This window comes from Pseudoalteromonas sp. S1609 (assembly GCF_005887255.1).
GTDB lineage: Bacteria > Pseudomonadota > Gammaproteobacteria > Enterobacterales > Alteromonadaceae > Pseudoalteromonas.
In genome coordinates this window covers 16,247-33,164 of record NZ_PNDJ01000003.1, presented here as the reverse complement: position 1 = coordinate 33,164, position 16,918 = coordinate 16,247, and the positions used below count along the sequence as shown (strand labels likewise).

The window sequence follows — 16,918 nt, the reverse complement described above, 5'->3', positions numbered from 1 at the left end:
AATAACACCTAGAACGAAGGAATAATAACATGGCAAAAGGCCAATCGTTACAAGACCCATTTTTAAATGCATTACGCCGCGAGCGCATTCCAGTATCAATCTTTTTGGTAAATGGCATAAAATTACAAGGTAAAATTCAGTCATTTGACCAATTTGTAATTTTACTGGAAAACACTGTTAATCAAATGGTGTATAAACATGCAATTTCAACAGTTGTACCTGCACGCGCAGTCAACTTCCAAGGTGTACAGGGAAATGAAGACACTGAAGAAACTGAACCAGGAAACTTTTAAATTAGGAGCGTAATGCTTGTTTGACCGCTATGAATCTGGCGAACAGGCAATTTTAGTCCATATCGACCTACCTAAAGATGGGGATCGCGAAGATCTTCATGAATTAGAAATGTTGGTATCTTCTGCTGGTGTTAGTAGTTTGGCGGTTGTGCAAGGCAGCCGTCAAGCACCACATCCCAAGCTATTTGTCGGTACCGGCAAAGCGGAAGAAATAGCTGAAATTGTCAAAATCCACAATGCCGATGTTGTCATTTTTAACCATCAGTTGAGTCCGTCTCAAGAACGCAATTTAGAGCGTGTTTGCCAATGTCGGGTACTTGATAGAACAACACTTATTCTTGATATTTTTGCTCAGCGTGCCCGTACTCATGAAGGTAAGCTTCAGGTTGAGTTGGCGCAGCTTCGTCACATGTCTACACGTTTAATTCGTGGTTGGACCCACCTTGAGCGCCAAAAAGGGGGGATAGGCTTACGTGGTCCGGGTGAAACGCAGCTAGAAACCGATCGACGTTTATTGCGCGCACGTATTAAAAATATTCGTGCACGACTAGCGAAAGTGGCTGTACAGCGTGAGCAAGGTCGACGTGCTCGTACGCGCAATGAAATTCCAACAGTGTCGCTGGTGGGTTACACTAATGCCGGAAAATCAACACTGTTTAATTATATTACCGATTCAGATGTATATGCAGCCGATCAGCTATTCGCCACACTAGATCCAACACTGCGTAAACTCGATATTGGTGATGTAGGTTCTGTTATTTTAGCCGATACTGTAGGGTTTATTCGACACTTACCGCATGATTTGGTAGCTGCATTTAAAGCAACTCTGACCGAGACGCGTGAAGCCGATTTACAACTGCATGTGATAGATGTAGCTGATCCTCGCCGAAAAGAAAATATTGAACAGGTACAAGAAGTCCTCAAAGAAATTGAAGCCGACGAGGTACCGCAGTTATTAGTTTATAACAAAATTGATGCGCTGGATGAGGTAACGCCACGTATTGATCGTGATGACGAGGGCCAACCTATAAGGGTATGGCTATCTGCAAAAACTGGCGAAGGCTGTGAATTACTTAGTGAAGCTATTAGCGATTTACTCGCTAAGCAAATGCTTAATGAAACGTTATTACTCGCACCACAATATGGGCGTTTAAGAGCATCACTATTTAATTTAAGTGCAGTACACAATGAGCGGTTTGATGAACAAGGTAATTGGTTGCTTGATGTACGATTGCCTATGATTGAGTGGAACCGTTTAATTAAAGATTTTGGTCCTGAAATTGAAAGTTTTATTAGCTGAGATTAAAAACTGCAAGATTAATGTCGGTTTTAGTATAAGAAACGCAGAAGATTTGTTAGATTTAACACAATTTCCGAATTTATTTAGATAACAATGGAGTATAGCTATGGCCTGGAATGAACCGGGTAATAATGGCAATGACAAAGATCCGTGGAATAACAAAGGCGGACGTGATCAAGGCCCACCTGATTTAGACGAGGTGTTCCGTAAATTCAGTAACAAGTTTAACGGCTTATTTGGCGGTAAAAAATCCGGCAATGGTAGCGGCGGTGGACTTGGCGGAGCCGGTATTTCATTTGTACTTATTATCGCTGCAATTGTATGGGCGTTAAGCGGTATTTATACGGTGAAAGAAGCTGAGCGCGGCGTCGTTCTTCAATTTGGTAAGTTTGACCGAATTGCAGATCCTGGCTTGCGTTGGAAAATGACCTTTGTTGAAACGGTTATTCCAGTCGATATCGAAGCTGTTCGCTCGTTATCAGCATCAGGTTTTATGCTAACCGAAGATGAAAACGTAGTAAGCGTTGAATTTGAAGTACAGTATCGAGTAATCGACCCTTACTTGTACAAGTTTAGTGTCACTAACGCTGATAGCAGCCTTGAAGAAGCATTAGATAGTGCGCTGCGTTATGTTGTTGGCCATTCAAAAATGGACCAAGTACTGACAAACGGCCGTGAAGTTGTACGTCAAAATACTTGGGATGAGCTAAATCAAATCATCGAACCTTACAACTTAGGTTTAATCGTAACTGACGTTAACTTCAAGGACTCTCGTCCACCAATGGAAGTTAAAGATGCGTTTGATGATGCAATTGCGGCCCAAGAGGATGAGCAACGCTTTATTCGTGAAGCAGAAGCGTATGCCCGTGAAATTGAACCGCGTGCGCGTGGTCAAGTGACTCGTATGACGCAAGAAGCTGAAGGTTACCAAGAACGTATTACTTTAGAAGCGCAAGGTGAAGTGGCCCGTTTTGAGAAATTACTTCCAGAATACCAAGCAGCTAAAGAAGTAACACGTGAGCGTTTATACATAGACACGATGCAAGAAGTGCTAGGTAATAGCTCTAAAGTGTTGGTTGATGTTAAAGGTGGCAACAACATGATGTACCTACCACTTGATAAAATCATGGAAAAACAGGGTTCATCAACACGTATTGCTTTACCTAGCTCAAGCGATATAAACGATTTACGTAACAAGGTAAATACGTCACGCAACAGCACTGTTAATAGTGGTAACGATCGCTTTAACAATGATCGCTTTAACGACGGGAGATAAGAGCAATGAAAAACTTTAGTTTAGTAATCCTATTAGCCGCCATTGTGATGTCTTTCTCGTCGGTGTTCGTGGTCTCTGAAGGGCAAAAGGCGATTGTACTTTTATTTAGTAAAGTGCAAAAAGACAGCGATGATGAAGCTGTAGTTTATGGCCCGGGTTTACACTTAAAAGTCCCATTTTTTAGCCAAGTACGTCGTATTGATGCACGTATTCAAACACTAGATGGCACACCAGATCGCTTTGTAACTAGCGAGAAAAAAGACTTAATCGTTGATTCGTTTGTAAAATGGCGCGTAAACGATTTTAGTTCTTTTTACCTGCGTGCACGTGGTGACAAGCAATACGCTGAAACACTGCTTAAGCAAAAAGTAAATAATGGCCTACGTACTAACTTTGGTACGCGTACTATTCGTGAAATTGTATCTGGTGAGCGTAGCGAGCTGATGGAAGAAGCGTTAGTACAAGCATCTGAAAGTGCTAGTGAGCTGGGTATTGAAGTACTTGATGTGCGTGTTAAGCAAATTAACTTACCACAAGAGGTGAGTAGCTCTATTTACCAACGTATGCGCGCTGAGCGTACTGCAGTTGCTAAAGAGCACCGCTCTGAAGGTCAGGAAAAAGCAGAAACAATTCGTGCAGGCGTTGACCGTCGCGTAACAGTAATGCTTGCCGACGCCGAACGTAATGCTCGTTCTGTTCGTGGTCAAGGTGATGCTGACGCTGCTGCGATTTACGCTAGTGCTTACAATAAAGATCCTGAGTTCTTTAGCTTTGTCCGCTCTTTAGAAGCTTACAAACAAACTTTCAAAGGAAAGCAAGACGTGATGGTGTTATCACCGGATAGCGACTTCTTCCAATACATGAAAGGCGCGAAAGCTCAGTAATCATAGCTTTAGTTAAACTTGAAAGCCCTGCAATTGCAGGGCTTTTTGTTATCTGAATTTTAAGTTTATAAATGACTGTTATTTATGTGATTATTAACGAAACACTGATGTTTACTACCCGCACGAGGAAAAAATAAGCTAAACGGGGTGAACATTGCTTTAGTTTTCTGGTAAAATCTCGTCCTAATTTTCTCTAAGTGAATTTGCAATGGGTAAAAACGTTGTTGTACTAGGCACCCAATGGGGTGACGAAGGTAAGGGTAAGGTAGTTGACCTCCTTACAGATAAAGCATCTTTAGTAGTTCGTTATCAAGGTGGTCATAACGCAGGCCATACTTTAGTGATCGACGGTGAAAAGACAGTTCTACACCTTATTCCATCGGGTGTATTACGTGACAATGTTAAATGTGTGATTGGTAATGGTGTTGTTTTATCACCAGAAGCGCTAATGAAAGAAATTGGCATGCTTGAAGAGCGTGGCGTACCTGTACGTGAACGTCTTTTAATCAGTGAAGCATGTCCGCTAATATTGCCTTTCCATGTTGCATTAGATGTAGCTCGCGAAACTGCGCGTGGCGATAAACCAATCGGTACAACGGGTCGTGGTATCGGTCCAGCGTACGAAGATAAAGTAGCACGTCGTGGTTTACGTGTTGGTGATTTATTCAATCCTGAATTATTTGCTACTAAGTTAAAAGAAGTATTGGAATACCACAACTTCACATTAGTTAACTACTACAAAGTAGACGCTGTTGACTTCCAAAAAACGTTTGATGATGCAATGGCTGTTGCTGATATTTTAAAAGCAATGGTAGTTGATGTAACTGAGCTTTTAGATCAAACGCGTAACGCCGGTGACAACATCTTATTTGAAGGTGCTCAAGGTACACTACTTGATATCGATCATGGTACTTACCCTTATGTAACATCTTCAAACACCACCGCTGGTGGCGTTGCTACAGGTGCGGGTTTTGGCCCATTACACCTTGATTATGTGCTAGGTATCATTAAAGCGTACACAACACGTGTAGGTTCAGGTCCTTTCCCTACAGAGCTTTACGACGGCCTTGATAAGCAAGACCCAGTCGGTAAGCATTTAGGTGACAAAGGCCATGAGTTTGGTGCTACTACAGGTCGTTTACGTCGTACAGGTTGGTTAGATGCAGTGGCTATGCGCCGTGCAGTTCAAATCAACAGTATTTCAGGGTTTTGTTTAACTAAACTTGACGTTTTAGATGGTTTAGAAACACTTAAAATCTGTACTGGTTATAAGCTTGAAGATGGTACTGTGACTAACGTGACGCCATTAGCAGCTGAAGGTTACGATAAAGTAACGCCAGTATACGAAGAAATGCCTGGCTGGTCTGAAAATACAGTGGGTGTAACATCGCTTGAAGGCTTACCTAAAGCGGCAATTGATTACATTAAACGTATTGAAGAAATCACTGGCGTACCTGTTGATATTATCTCTACAGGTCCTGATCGTGTTGAAACAATGATACTTCGTAGCCCATTTGCATAATTGGGTTTATGTTGAAAAAAGCTGCCATGTGCAGCTTTTTTTATGTCTGCAGAAAAGTGACGCTATTAATAGTGGAACGATCTTTGTATATTATTTGGTAAGTTTATTTTTAAAGTGGTTAATATGCGTTTATCTTCTCGTTGCTCAGTGTGGTCATTATCACTACTTACACTTTCTTTGTTTAATATAAGCAATAGCTTAGCTGAAGAAAGCCCTGCAGCTGTGCCGCTGTATACTGAATCTGAGTTAATAGCTTTAATTAATGAGAACACTCATCTAGCGCGCGTAAAGGCAGATAATTGCCAGTTAGTGCAAGATATAGAAGCGCGAGCCAATAAAATGGCATTGCCATCATATCAATTCCTATACGGTGATATGCTCGCTTATAAAGTGTGTGTTGAGCGCGACGTTGCTTTAGGTGTGTATTACATGAAAAAAGCGGCTGAGCAGGGCTTAGCGGCTGCATTAGAGCAGCTAGGTCGCTACTACGACGTTGGGCGGTTGGTCCAAAAAGACAAAACTATGGCAATAACCTACTTACGTGAGGCGTCAGCGCAAGGCAACTTAAAAGCGCAATTACGATTAGTTGGTTTGTTTAATCAAGGTTATGGGAGTCCAAGAGATTTCGAAGATGCTTATCGTTGGCTGTTTAACACCACGGTAGCTGATAAAGCGACACATAAAAAAATAGAGCGAGCATTAACTAAACTTGCTGAAAAAATGCCAGCCAGTGTCGTTACCCGCGCGCGATTACCTATGTAAAAAAGCGAGAGTGCTTTTGCCGCACTCTCGCTTTTTTAGTTATTACTCGTCTTTTTTATTGTCTTTGGTTTTGTTATTGGCAGGATCTTTTAATAGCGATATTTTAGGCGGTTGCAATGCAACTACTCGTTCACCCTCTTGTGGTGGTTTTTCCATATCACTAGTAAAAGGCCTCATTTTCACTGGAGCGTCTTCATCACTGTCTTTATCCCCTTTGAGAATAAACAGTGGAATTGCTTCAGGGTTCATTTCTAAATACTGCTGCCAGCTAAATTCTTCAGATATTCGTGTTGCACTCACTTTACCGCCTTTGGCAATAACGCTGCTTAAGCGTGCATATGCTCCGTTTTCACCAAACAGAATTTGTCGTGATAAGAACGTCGCGCTGTCTTTATTTGCTTTAGCATGTGATGACGATGAGCGAAGTGAAAATACATTTTTTTCATTCAATAAATGAGAAAAATACTGCACCCCTAATGCGTTATGGTGACGATTAGGTGAAAGCGCTAAAACACTGCGAATAGTGGTTAAAGGTAAATAGCGTTCAGCATGCTCAGATTGTGGATTACCGTAATAACAAGGCAAACCATCCATACGTGCCATTTTACAGTTTTCCCAAGCAGGATCTGATAAGTGAACGGGAATGTTTTGTTCCTTTAAACCACGAGCAATAGCACGAGATACATGGTTGGCACCAATAATTAAAATAGTATTAGGGGAGGGCTGGCGCACCCCTAGCAATTTAGCAACAGGGATAGCCGTTAAGCTTTGCAGTACCACAGTGACAATAATAACCGTGAATATCAATGGCACCATTTTCTCAGCATCGGCTACACCGGCTTCTATCATACTTAACGCAAATACAGAGCCTACGGCTGCAGCAACTATACCGCGAGGCGCAATCCAAGCCAGCACCAAGCGAGACTTCATTGGTAAATCGGTGCCAAAGGTTGAAATAGCAATACACAACGGGCGCGCAATAAATAGCACAATAGCTAAAAATATAAACACGTCGCTGTCGAGCATCATTAAGTCAGATAGTTGTAATCTGGCAGCGAGTAAAATAAACAAGGTTGAGATCAAAATCATCGACAGATCTTCTTTAAACTCAAGCACCGAATCTATTTCTAGGTCATCTTGATTAGCTAACCAAATACCAAATACAGTCACGGCCAATAAGCCTGACTCATGACTTAAATGGTTTGAAATCGAAAAACTAATTAACACTAACGCTAAAATGCCAAATTTATGTAGCTCAAATGGCAACCATTCACGGCGCATTAGTTGCGTTGTGATCCAACCCGAAACCACACCAATACTTAAACCAACCCCAACAGTTTTAACTAGTGCAATTATAGTGTGGCTAAGTACTTCACCTTGGCCAACTAACATCACAGCTTCAAATACTAATACCGCAAATAAAGCGCCAATAGGGTCTATGACTATGCCTTCCCAGCGTAAAATACGGTCAATATCTTGAGTGGGTCGCATTGAGTTAAGCAGTGGCGCAATGACCGTTGGTCCGGTTACAACAAGCACAGCGCCAAGTACTGCTGCGACTCGCCAATTTAACTCTAATAACCAATAGGCACTTAAGCTGATAACGACACAGGTCATAAGCATACCAATAGAGCAGAGGTTTCTTACGACTTTACTGATCCCTTTAAGCTCCCGAAAATGCAGTGTTAAAGACCCTTCAAATAAAATCACAGCAACGCTTAAAGACACCACAGGAAAAAGTAAATCGCCTAATAAGGCATCTGGGTCTAATACGCCACTAAATGGCCCTAATAAAAGCCCAGTAAGCAACAAAAACAGAATAGCGGGTACTCTGAACGCCCAGGCGACCCATTGGGCTAGCACCGAACACAATGCAATACCGGCTATATAAATTGCTGACATAGAGTAAAAACTCCTTAATATTAATAATGTTTAAAAGTATAACTGTTACCTACCAGTAATACAGTGGGTATACACGTGTAAATTCAATTTAGCTAATAAATAATACTTATTTATTTAGTGTTAACGTCATTTTCTAAAATGTTATCAAATTTATAGTCTATATAATTCATATTTATAGTAGTCTAACCACATGATACTTAATACAAAAAACACTAGCTTTAGTAGTGTTGACCTATTCAGCTTGAATTTTAGCCTTGATCTAAGCAGCTACTTTAACGTATTATACTTCGTGTTCGAATAATTAGTTATCTAATCAAGTTTGTAGTTTAAATACTAGATTATGTTAGATATAAACATCTTAACTCTCTTACTGATTGTTTTTGCTTTGTTTTGTTATATTTGAACACACAATATCATTTACCGTACTCTTTGGTATGGTTTTGCTCAAAGTGTTTATTTGCTCAATGCAGATAAATAAAAGTTTGAGTTGAACTATTACCTTTCAATATTTAATCCCCATCGTGGCGATTAAATCTCGGTCCTTAAGTCATCACCCTATCTGTTGGTGTACCAGACTTAAGAGGCTCTATGTATGTTGTTAATAAAAAGGCCGCACACAGCTTTTTACAGCGATACATAAACAACACTTTATATTTTTTTAGTTAGTACGATCCGATTTATTTATTGGGTTAATACTATTTATTTTTTGCATCTCAATTTAAAACGCTAGTTTTAGAGACGGTGTACGTGTGTGTAAAAAGTGTGGGCAATGATAAATAAATTCGACGCTGTGTTTATAAACATGGCGACCTGGTTTCATTCATCTATGTGATGAATACAAATTAAATGGAAAGTTGAGCACTTATGCAAAAGTTAAATTGGCGACGTATCGTACTTAAAGTGGGCAGTGCCTTAATTGCACCCGATCAAGATGGCTGTCGTTCACGTTATTTATTAACCATCGCACAGTTTATTGTCCGCTGTCGCGCACGTGGAATTGAGGTTATTTTAGTTTCATCTGGTTCTGTAGCGGCTGGCTCACATTTATTTCCATCAGACCAACCTCGTTCAGTGGTAATGAAAAAAGCGATGGCTGCAGCAGGGCAAACAGAAATGATGGCCATGTGGGATCGTTTCTTTGATTTTCCATCAGCACAGCTATTATTAACTCATGGTGATTTACGTGACCGTGAGCGTTACCAGAGTATCCGTGAAACCGTATTTACATTGTTAGAACACGGCGTGCTACCTATCATTAATGAAAATGATGCAGTAACAACAGATGATTTAAAAGTGGGTGATAACGATAATTTATCAGCCATGGTTGCAGCAGCCGCTGATGCAGATGCATTAATGATTTTCTCTGATGTAGATGGCTTGTATGATAAAAACCCAAATCTGCATGACGATGCCGTATTATTGCCTGAAATAAAATCAATTGATGATTCTATTTATGCTATGGCAGGATGTGCTACCAGTGCGGTAGGTACAGGTGGTATGAAAACCAAGATTGAAGCGGCAGAGAAAGCCACTTCACATGGTATTGCAACTTACATTATTAATGGCTTTAAAGAAGAAACCTTTACTCGCTTGTTAGCCGGTGAAAACCCAGGTAGCGTATTCTTGCCTTATGAAAAACCAATGCAAGATTCTATTCACTGGATGACACATACCGCCAATGAGCAGGGGGAAGTCGTTGTTGAAGGGTCATTTGATGACTCATTAGAAGGTGAAGACGGTTGCTTACGTGGCGATGAGATCAGAGAAGTACATGGCGAGTTTGCTGTGGGCGATACTATCTTAGTTCGCAGTGAAGATGGTACGCGTTTAGCTAAAGCCACAGCAAATTACAGTAGCTGCTTGTTAAACTTTATTGCAGATAACGAGCAGAGTGAATTCAGCGAAAAAATGCAGGATTCAATTGGACCAATTATTTCAGAAAAAGATATCGCATTATTGGAGAAGTCATGAGTTTAATTACGGATATATCACGCCAGGCAGCAAAGGCTGCACATACACTTGCTTTACTCGATACCGAGACTAAAAACAAAGTGTTAACCGATATGGCAGCGGCATTAAGAGAGCAAAAAGAATTTATAATCAAAGAAAATGAAAGTGACCTAAGCGCAGCACGCGACAATAATTTAGCAGCATCAATGATTGACCGTCTAACATTGAATGATGAGCGTATTGAAGCCATGGCTGAGGGTATCGAAGTGATTGTTTCATTAGACGATCCTGTTGGCCAGTTACGTGACATTACTGAACGCCCAAATGGTATTAAAATTCGTAAAATGCGTGTACCACTTGGCGTAGTATGTATGATTTATGAAGCGCGTCCTAATGTAACGGCTGACGCAGGTGCATTGTGCTTTAAGTCAGGTAACGGTGTTATTTTACGCGGTGGTAAAGAAGCGCTGAAAAGCTCACAAGCCATTGCCAGTGTAATGCATAGCGTGCTTACAAAACATGGTCTACCAACTGCGCTAATTTCAGTGATTCCTGATCCTGACCGTGCTTTACTAATGGAATTGATGCAACAACGCGATAGCATTGACTTAATCATCCCTCGTGGTGGTGAAGGCCTAATTAACTATGTTACTGAAAACAGCACAATCCCTGTTATTCAGCATTTTAAAGGCGTTTGTCATTTATATGTAGATAAAGATGCTGATTTAGAAGTAGCACTAAATTTACTGCTTAATGGTAAGACTCAGCGTACTGGTGTATGTAATGCACTTGAGGGTTTAGTGGTACACCAAGATGTAGCTGATGAGTTTTTAAATCTGTGTGCAGTTGTACTTCGTCAAGAAGGTGTAAAAATTAATGCTGACGCCAAAGCGGCTGAATATTTTGATAACGCCACAGTACTTGCCGATAACGAATTTGGTGAAGAGTACTTAGACTTAGAGTTAGCAATTCGTATTGTGCCAAGTTTTGATGCAGCCGTTGAGCACATTGCTCAATTCGGTTCAAATCATACTGAAGTTATCTGTACTAAGGACGATGCGGCGGCAGAGTTATTCCAACGTAGTGTTGATGCGTCGGTTGTTATGGTTAATGCGTCATCACGCTTTTCTGATGGCTCACAACTAGGCTTAGGTGCAGAGATTGGTATTGCAACGACTAAGTTACATGCTTATGGCCCTATGGGACTTGAGTCATTAACCACTGAAAAATATTTAGTTAATGGTGTTGGTCAAGTTCGCGAATAACTAACCCAACTCAATAAATAATAAAAATGCCGGGCTTTGCTCGGCATTTTTGATCTCGATTTAGCAAAATTAAACGACTAAGCAAACAAAGAGATTAAAAAATACAGAGAAATTTATTTAGAATATAAAATAAGGATATTACTTAAAGGAGAGAGTAGGAAAGTGGTGGAGCTAAGCAGGATCGAACTGCTGACCTCCTGCGTGCAAGGCAGGCGCTCTCCCAGCTGAGCTATAGCCCCACATTCCTAATTTACATATACTGTAAATGCTTAAGTGCTGAGTCTTAAGCGGGGTGAACTTTAAATATTTTTACGTTTTTGGTCAAGTATTTTTTCACAAATTTTTCCGTTTTAACTAATTTTTGTTAAACTCGGCCTCAATATTTACTAAAACGACAATACATAATGAAAAAATACGCTTTAGTTTTCATGACTTTTCTTTTTGGCTGTGCCAGCTCGGTAGGTGAGCCTCCATTCGAAATTAATAATAAACAATTTTATGACACTGTTGATGATCAAGGTAACAAGCTTTTTGCCTATGTGGTCTCTGTAAAGGCTAAGAGCCGTGAGCAAATTAATATTAATAAAAAGCTAACCCGAAGCGATGTAAAGCGTTTTGCCGAACAAGAGCACTTTGAAGAGTCGAGCGTGCTCAAGTTACAATTAGAAGATCAAGCGGTAGAGTTTCTCAATAAAGAGCTTGCACAACGTAACTATTGTGCAGATAAGCATGAAATAAACGAAGTGCTATGGCGAGATTTAAGTGTGCAATTAAGAGGGCGTTGTTTGTAGTATGTTAGCAGATAAACAAAAATTAGCGGCGGTGTTAGCTCAGCTTGATATTAACTATGATGTGATTGAGCATCCAGCGTTGCATGGTAGCTTAGATGCTGACGAGCTGATGGTGAATCGCCCAGGAACACGTTTAAAAAATCTATTTTTGCGAGATAACGAAGGTAAGCGCCATTTTTTAGTGATCACCGCGCATGATAAACAACTCGATTTAAAATCGTTGTCTAAACAGCAAGGGCTATCGCGTTTAGGGTTTGCCTCTAATGAGCGCTTGGCTAAGTACTTAAAAGTTGCACCAGGTTGTGTGTCAATGCTCAGCTTAATGAACGATAAGCAACGAGATGTAACGCTTTGGCTTGATCAGGATATTTGGTTTGGCGATTTATTTCATTGCCATCCATTTGAAAACACCCAAACATGGTTATTAACTAAGCCTGATTTACTGCGTTTTTTTGATTTTACTGAACATCAGCCGCGGGTGATGTTTTTACCCTCGCGCTGAGCCCACAAAATAAGACCCAGCCCACATAAGCAAACCGCAAGAAGTGTTGCCATAAATGCGGTTTGCCCGTGTGCTTGATAAACCACCCCAGGTAATAACGATCCTAGTGCGCCACCGCTATAATAAAATGACACGTAACAACCATTAGTAACACTTGGTGGAGCGTGACTAATTTTATTAACCAATGGTGCCGCTGTTGAATGAATTACAAACATAGCGCCACAAAATAGTGTGAATGCAATTAAAAACAACATCAGTGAATGACTCATTAATAACACAATACTGAGGTTATAAAACAGGAATACCAATGCCAATAAGCGCCAAGCTGAGGTCATTTTTTTTAATAACCACGGGGTAAAAATAGAGGCTAACGCGCCAATTAAATAACCACTATAAACTAAGCCAATGTCGCGGGTGTTATTAATTAAAAAGGTATTTTTTAAAATAAAAGGCAAGTAGTTTAATAATGCGGCAAAGCAAAAAAACATACAAAATATGGCACTATAAAGTTTAAGTACCGAGCCTTCTTTAAGTTGTTTCATATAATCTAAAGGTGATAACACCTCACTAGAGCTACTCAGGACAAAGCGTTTATGGGGGATGCTAAGCGAGAGTATTATCAACATGGCAGCAATTAAGTAATAAAAACTTTGCCATGACCACAAGTCGCTAAAGAGCGCAGCCAATACTCGGCCAAAATAACCACCGACAATAGTACTACCAATATAAAGAGTCATATTTTTTTGTAATGTATCGGCTTGATAGCTCATACCAATATAACTGGTCATTGCGGTTAAAGCGGCAGGTAAAGTCAGCCCTTGTAAAAACCGAACAAGTAACAGTAGCTCAAAACTAGGGGCATAAATAAATAATAAACAGCCGACACCGAGTAATAACATTGCGATGCGTAAAATTAATAATGGGTTTCGCTTGGCTAGAAACAACCCATACACCAAAGGGGCAATGGCTAAAGGCAGTATAGTGGCAGTCATTAAGCTGCCTGCAATGGCAGGCGCTACATTAAATTCGGTGGCAAATAAACTTAATAATGGCTGTGGTGCGTATAAGACAAAAAAAATAAAAACAGAACAAAGGAGTAAGTGAGATAAGCGCATTGACTGCCGTTAACATTGCTTATTAGTTGAGTCGCATTATATACAAAACTGCTAGGGTTTTCATAAATTAACCTTTATTGCGCTAAATCATGCTTTGTTTTCAGTAGTTTGTTAGATTAATACCAATAGCGCTGTTATTTACGCTCGTTGGTGATTAAAATAGCATTAATATTCGTTTTTAGTGGGAACACGCCATGGGGTCACTACAAGAGCAATTGCTCCAAGCTGGTTTAACAACATCACATAAAGCCAAAGTTGCTAAATCAGAAAAGCGCAAGCAACAGAAAAAGCAAAAGAAGGGAGCGACAAGCAACCCAAATGATTTGCAAAAGCATATTCAGCAAACCAAGCTTGAGCAGCAGCAAAAAGCCGAAGAGCTTAACAAAACGCGCCAAGAAGAATTAAAGCAACGTGAGCAGGTAGCCCGTGTTAAGCAAATTTTAGAGCATCACAATCAAGAGTCAATTCGTGGTGAGCGTACCTTTAACTTTACTTATGAAAATAAAGTAAAGGGCCTTGATGTGAATGAGCAAACGCAAAAGGCGCTCTCGGGCGGACGTTTAGCAATTTGTGTATTAGAAGGCCAGTTTTACGTATTAGAAGACGAGCCTGCACGCAAAGTGGCTGAGGTTGATGAAAAGTATATTGTGTTTCATGTTGAACCTGAGAACAAAGCCAAGGACGAAGACGATCCGTACGCTGATTTTGAAGTACCAGACGATCTTATTTGGTAAGGTGTTATTAAGTATCTGCTCAGCTAAGGCAAGCTAATATTTGTTTTATGAGGGATACACGTATTTGTTCTGATTGATCGTCAAACCTTATCAAGGACGTATGCTTTTTAAAGATTTATTGACTACAATTATCACAACCGTTTTTTTTAACCGTAAAAAAGAAGAGTAAATACAATGAGCAAGATAAAAACACTTTTATTAGGCGCGGGTATTGGTTTAGCCGCAAGTTTTTCATTTTCAGCCGCCGCTGCTGATGGCGCTGCACTTTATACCGCTAAAAACTGTCAAACATGTCATGGTGCAGATGGTAAAGCACCTATCATGGCGATGTACCCTAAGCTAAATGGTCAAAACAAAGAGTATTTAGTAGCGCAAATGAAAGACATTAAGTCAGGCGCTCGTAACAACGGTATGTCTATGGCAATGAAAGCAATGGTTGCGACTGTGACTGATGAAGAGTTTGAAGCGATTGCCGATTACCTATCAAAAGTACAATAATCGCTAACGAGACCTTAAAAGAGCCACACCTTTGTGTGGCTTTTTTATTTGGTGATTGCCATCATGCGAATACTCATTTAGACTTCTAAACATCTACAATCACTAGCGCTATGCTGTGTTTTAAAAGGCTTGTTATGTTTGATTTACCCCAGCTCGATTTAAAAAATAAAGTGTCAGAACAAGAGTGGCAACTACGTGTTGATTTAGCCGCATGTTATCGATTAGTTGACCATTTTCGTTGGGGGGATTTAATCTATACGCACCTTTCTGCTCGCCTACCAGGTACGGATCATTATTTAGTAAACGCGTTCGGTTTAACGTTTGATGAGATCACTGCATCTAACTTAGTTAAAGTTGATTTAAATGGCCGCATTATTGACGATACTCCATTTGATATTAACCCTGCGGGGTTTACTATTCACAGTGCCATTCATGAAGTACGCGAGGATGCCCATTGCGTAATACACCTACACACTAAAGAAACCATTGCAGTTGCAACACAAAAAGAAGGGCTGTTACCGTTAAGTCAGTATTCGATGTTTTCATTACCCTCTCTGTCATACCATGGTTATGAAGGCCTAGCGGTGAATGATGATGAGCGTAAACGTCTGCAAACAGATTTAGGTAGCACCAACCATATGCTATTGGTGAATCATGGCGGCTTAACGGTAGGGCCAACAGTAGGTGATGCGTTTATGCGCTTTTATGACCTTCAACGTGCCTGTGAAATACAGTTAGCTATTCAATCAAGTGCACAAGAAGCGATTGCAGTACCACAAGCTATTATTGATAACATTTATAATCAAGCGAACGTTGTTCACAGCGGCAGTACTGGGGGGCAGCTAGCATGGCCTGCCATGTTACGAAAAGCGTATCGTCTTGACCCAAGTTTTGCAAAATAACCGATAAAGGTTAATAAGGAATTTTTTATGAAAGTAAATCGCGTTGAAGTCTTTGACATTCATTGTCCTGAGCGTCCTGCATGGACGCCGGTATTTGTTCGCATTCATACCGATGAAGGGATTAGCGGTGTAGGTGAAGCCGGTCTTGCTTATGACTTAGGTCACAGCGCTGCCGCTGCGATGATCAAAGAAATGGCCGATGCCTTTTTAATTGGCCATGACCCGTTTCAAACTGAAAAACTATGGTCACGTATGTTGCGTGAAAGCTTTTGGGGTTTAGGTGGTGGGCCGGTAGTTTATGCTGCAATGAGTGCGATTGATACTGCGCTTTGGGATATAAAGGGTAAAGCATTGGGTTTACCTGTGTATCAGTTGCTTGGTGGTAAAGTTAACGACAAACTACGTACTTATGCATCGCAGTTACAGTTTGACTGGGACAGTGAGTTTAAAGCGCTGGTACAGCCACAAGAATATGCCGAAGCGGCACTAAAAGCAGTAGCGGAAGGTTACGATGCGGTAAAGGTTGACCCAATTCAATACGATAAAGACGGCAACACCTATTACGATCGCACAAATATTATTTCTCGCCCAGAAATGAAACTATACCGCGCTCGTATGCAGGCTATTCGTGAAGCTGTGGGTGATGAAGTTGACATTATTTTTGAATGCCACAGTTTACCTGGTGCGACATCAGCAATTCAAATTGGTGAGATTGCAGAAGAATTTGATTGTATGTATTTTGAAGAGCCGGTGAATTATTTAAACCACTCATTACATGCCAAAGTGGCTGATAAAGTGGCTGTGCCTATTGCAGGCGGCGAGCGCTTATATAACCGTTGGGGCGTGCGTCCATATTTAGAAGATCAAAGCATTGATGTACTACAGCCAGATATTGGTTTATGTGGTGGCTTTACTGAAACTAAAAAAGTATGTGATTACGCAGATATTTTTGACGTGCGTATTCAGGCACACGTGTGTGGTGGGCCGGTTGCAACCGCGGCAGCATTACATTTAGAAACAGCGATCCCTAACTTTTTAATTCATGAACATCATACTTATGCGATTAAAAAGTGGAACAGAGAGCTGTGCTTACAAGATCCACAACCTAAAAATGGCTTTTTTGAAGTATCAGAAGAACCAGGTCTTGGGATTGAGCTTAACGATGAAATTGTAATGCGCTCACAACGTGTTGAGATAAAGTAAATCGTTTGTGTAATGCCCC

At 40.6% G+C, this 16,918-nt stretch carries 16 protein-coding genes and 1 tRNA gene; 14 read left to right on the top strand and 3 right to left on the bottom strand.

Annotated features, from left to right (window positions below):
• Positions 1 to 29: 29 nt before the first annotated feature.
• The 6 genes from hfq (at position 30) to CWB76_RS00895 (ending at position 6,037) form a co-directional block, all read left to right on the top strand.
• Positions 30 to 293: an RNA chaperone Hfq gene (hfq, locus tag CWB76_RS00920; RefSeq protein WP_008113494.1), complete on the top strand. Its 264-nt coding sequence runs from the start codon at positions 30 to 32 to the stop codon at positions 291 to 293.
• 16 nt (positions 294 to 309) lie between these two features.
• Complete coding sequence (hflX, locus tag CWB76_RS00915; protein ID WP_010391685.1) at positions 310 to 1,593, top strand: ribosome rescue GTPase HflX; 1,284 nt, start codon at positions 310 to 312, stop codon at positions 1,591 to 1,593.
• Between the two features lie 106 nt (positions 1,594 to 1,699).
• Entirely contained in the window at positions 1,700 to 2,869 is a 1,170-nt protein-coding gene (hflK, locus tag CWB76_RS00910) for an FtsH protease activity modulator HflK (RefSeq protein ID WP_010391686.1), read from the top strand.
• Positions 2,870 to 2,874: 5 nt separating this feature from the next.
• Positions 2,875 to 3,753, top strand: a complete 879-nt coding sequence (hflC, locus tag CWB76_RS00905) for a protease modulator HflC (RefSeq protein ID WP_010391687.1) — start codon at positions 2,875 to 2,877, stop codon at positions 3,751 to 3,753.
• A 208-nt stretch (positions 3,754 to 3,961) separates the two neighbouring features.
• Complete coding sequence (locus CWB76_RS00900) at positions 3,962 to 5,275, top strand: adenylosuccinate synthase (protein ID WP_010391689.1); 1,314 nt, start codon at positions 3,962 to 3,964, stop codon at positions 5,273 to 5,275.
• 123 nt (positions 5,276 to 5,398) lie between these two features.
• Positions 5,399 to 6,037 carry a tetratricopeptide repeat protein gene (locus CWB76_RS00895; RefSeq protein ID WP_010391690.1) on the top strand — a complete coding sequence of 213 codons (639 nt, stop codon included), beginning with the start codon at positions 5,399 to 5,401 and terminating at the stop codon, positions 6,035 to 6,037.
• A 42-nt stretch (positions 6,038 to 6,079) separates the two neighbouring features.
• Here the strand turns inward: CWB76_RS00895 and CWB76_RS00890 are convergent, their stop codons facing one another.
• The gene (locus CWB76_RS00890; RefSeq protein ID WP_138604964.1) at positions 6,080 to 7,939 is read right to left on the bottom strand and encodes a cation:proton antiporter; all 1,860 of its coding nucleotides are present in this window, start codon (positions 7,937 to 7,939) and stop codon (positions 6,080 to 6,082) included.
• Between the two features lie 864 nt (positions 7,940 to 8,803).
• On the opposite strand from CWB76_RS00890, the gene proB reads away from it, so the two are divergent.
• On the top strand, positions 8,804 to 9,910 hold the full coding sequence (gene proB, locus CWB76_RS00885) for a glutamate 5-kinase (protein WP_010391693.1): 1,107 nt from the start codon (positions 8,804 to 8,806) through the stop codon (positions 9,908 to 9,910).
• Positions 9,907 to 11,154, top strand: a complete 1,248-nt coding sequence (locus CWB76_RS00880) for a glutamate-5-semialdehyde dehydrogenase (protein WP_010391694.1) — start codon at positions 9,907 to 9,909, stop codon at positions 11,152 to 11,154. The genes proB and CWB76_RS00880 overlap by 4 nt, the downstream gene beginning before the upstream one ends.
• A gap of 163 nt (positions 11,155 to 11,317) precedes the next feature.
• Here the strand turns inward: CWB76_RS00880 and CWB76_RS00875 are convergent.
• A tRNA-Ala gene (locus CWB76_RS00875) sits at positions 11,318 to 11,393 on the bottom strand.
• Positions 11,394 to 11,558: 165 nt separating this feature from the next.
• Here CWB76_RS00875 and CWB76_RS00870 point away from each other — a divergent pair.
• Both CWB76_RS00870 and CWB76_RS00865 read left to right on the top strand, forming a co-directional pair.
• Positions 11,559 to 11,945, top strand: a complete 387-nt coding sequence (locus CWB76_RS00870; RefSeq protein WP_138604963.1) for a hypothetical protein — start codon at positions 11,559 to 11,561, stop codon at positions 11,943 to 11,945.
• 1 nt (position 11,946) lies between these two features.
• Entirely contained in the window at positions 11,947 to 12,447 is a 501-nt protein-coding gene (locus CWB76_RS00865; protein WP_055012388.1) for a prolyl-tRNA synthetase associated domain-containing protein, read from the top strand.
• On the opposite strand, the gene CWB76_RS00860 is transcribed toward CWB76_RS00865, so the two are convergent.
• Complete coding sequence (locus CWB76_RS00860) at positions 12,414 to 13,562, bottom strand: MFS transporter (protein ID WP_138604962.1); 1,149 nt, start codon at positions 13,560 to 13,562, stop codon at positions 12,414 to 12,416. The two genes, CWB76_RS00865 and CWB76_RS00860, sit on opposite strands and share 34 nt — an antisense overlap.
• A 194-nt stretch (positions 13,563 to 13,756) precedes the next feature.
• On the opposite strand from CWB76_RS00860, the gene CWB76_RS00855 reads away from it, so the two are divergent.
• The 4 genes from CWB76_RS00855 (at position 13,757) to CWB76_RS00840 (ending at position 16,899) form a co-directional block, all read left to right on the top strand.
• Positions 13,757 to 14,296, top strand: coding sequence for a DUF2058 domain-containing protein (locus CWB76_RS00855; RefSeq protein WP_036980338.1), 540 nt, complete (start codon positions 13,757 to 13,759; stop codon positions 14,294 to 14,296).
• Between the two features lie 174 nt (positions 14,297 to 14,470).
• Positions 14,471 to 14,794 carry a c-type cytochrome gene (locus tag CWB76_RS00850; protein ID WP_036980337.1) on the top strand — a complete coding sequence of 108 codons (324 nt, stop codon included), beginning with the start codon at positions 14,471 to 14,473 and terminating at the stop codon, positions 14,792 to 14,794.
• 134 nt (positions 14,795 to 14,928) lie between these two features.
• The gene (locus CWB76_RS00845; protein WP_036980336.1) at positions 14,929 to 15,696 is read left to right on the top strand and encodes a class II aldolase/adducin family protein; all 768 of its coding nucleotides are present in this window, start codon (positions 14,929 to 14,931) and stop codon (positions 15,694 to 15,696) included.
• A 27-nt stretch (positions 15,697 to 15,723) separates the two neighbouring features.
• Positions 15,724 to 16,899 (top strand): mandelate racemase/muconate lactonizing enzyme family protein, encoded by a 1,176-nt coding sequence (locus tag CWB76_RS00840; RefSeq protein ID WP_054202652.1) that lies wholly within the window; start codon positions 15,724 to 15,726, stop codon positions 16,897 to 16,899.
• The last annotated feature ends 19 nt before the right edge of the window (positions 16,900 to 16,918 follow it).